General features: G+C 44.7%; 2 protein-coding genes and 1 pseudogene. All 3 read left to right on the top strand.

Features of this window, described 5'->3' with window-relative positions:
• Window positions 1-256: pseudogene (locus AC6F75_RS12035) on the top strand (ABC transporter substrate-binding protein); the annotation flags it as partial.
• A gap of 77 nt (window positions 257-333) precedes the next feature.
• Complete coding sequence (locus AC6F75_RS12030) at window positions 334-1,365, top strand: iron chelate uptake ABC transporter family permease subunit (RefSeq protein ID WP_500715272.1); 1,032 nt, start codon at window positions 334-336, stop codon at window positions 1,363-1,365.
• A 188-nt stretch (window positions 1,366-1,553) separates the two neighbouring features.
• The coding region (locus tag AC6F75_RS12025; protein WP_500715270.1) for an ATP-binding cassette domain-containing protein at window positions 1,554-1,744 on the top strand (191 nt) is incomplete at its 3' end.

Genomic DNA, 1,744 nt, shown 5'->3' with positions numbered 1-1,744 from the left:
CGATTTTTGGATTGGTCCGGGACAATTTACAACCTACAAAGAGCTTGAAGATGCCAATAAGGCTTACACCCAATTTGATGCATTCAGGAATAAAAACGTTTATAGTTTTTCGAGCTTGAAAGGGGAAACGGGTGGTGTTGTATATTACGAACTTGCCCCCAACCGTCCCGATTTGGTTTTAAAGGATTTAGTAAAGATATTGCACCCTGAGTTGTTACCTGATTATGAACTTTACTTTTTTAGGGCACTAAATTAATCTCCCGCTGATTACGCAGATGTGCGCAGAAAATGATCTGCGAAAATCAGCGAGATCTGCGGGCTAAAAAAACTTACTTGGAAAAAACCGCCACATACAACAAACACTTTTTCGCTTTAAGCGGGCTGCTTATTGTTGTGTTTTTTGCAAATATTAGTTTGGGGTCTGTTTCCATTCCTTTGAAAGAAGTAGCTAAGGCACTCTTTTATCTGGATACCGAAAAGGCCTCCTGGACTTTTATTATTCAAGACTACCGACTCCCAAAAGCACTTACCGCAATCATGGTGGGCGCCGGACTTTCCATCAGCGGGCTTTTAATGCAAACCCTTTTCCGGAACCCCTTGGCAGGGCCTTTTGTTTTGGGCGTTAGCAGTGGTGCCAGTCTGGGTGTGGCTTTGTTGATTATGGGAGCTTCAGGGATAGGTGGCGCTCTTGGAGTATTATTGATTAGCAAATGGTCGCTGGTCATCGCCGCCGGTTTGGGCAGTTTACTGGTGATGCTGGCGGTATTGGCGGTTACTGTGCGCGTAAAAGACACCATGGCGATTCTCATCATTGGGTTGATGTTTGGGAGCGTGACTGCTGCCGTAGTGGGTGTTCTCGCCTATTTCAGTCCGGCAGAGCAACTGCAACAGTATATTTTCTGGTCGTTTGGAAGCCTTGGTAACAACTCCTGGGAAGGCATGGTCGTGCTTGCTGTTTGTTTCTTTTTGGGATTGCTGTTATCGGTTTTGACCATCAAACCTTTAAATGCATTGCTTTTAGGAGAAAATTATGCAAAAAGCCAGGGACTCAACATCGGGAAAAGTCGTTTGTTTATTTTGATTGCCACCTGTATTTTGGCCGGTGCCATCACAGCCTTTGCGGGACCTATTGCTTTTATCGGTCTGGCAGTGCCGCATATCACCAGACAGTTTTTTACAACAGCCAATCATAAAGTATTGATTCCTGCGGTGCTTTTATGCGGGGCCATCATTATGCTTATTTGCGACAGCATTGCACAAGTGCCGTTTACAGATTATACTTTGCCCATTAATGCGATAACTTCGTTAGTGGGCGCACCGGTGGTGATTTGGTTATTGGTTCGAAAACGGAAGCTGCTTTTTTAGTGTTCAGTAGCAGTGGCCAGTGGTCAGTAAAAAAACACTTTGTGTAACTTTGCGGCACCTTTGCGTAACTTTGCGGTATAATTAAGCTATACCGCAGAGAGCCACAAAGAAGCGCGAAGTGGCACAGAGTAAAAATCTTTGTGTAACTTTGCGGTACCTCTGCGCAACTTTGTGGTACTAATTTGTTAATGTCAAATCAACCTATATACACCCTTCAAACCCAAGACCTCTCCATAGGCTATTTCCACAAAACCGGAAACCATGTCGTGGCAAAGGACCTCAACTTTTCACTGCAAAAAAGGGTGCTCGTTGGCTTAGTGGGCAGTAACGGTATCGGCAAGTCCACTTTATTGCGCACCCTTTGTAAAGTTCAAGAACC

The organism is Planktosalinus sp., from assembly GCF_059864935.1.
This window is presented reverse-complemented; position numbering and strand designations above follow the sequence as displayed.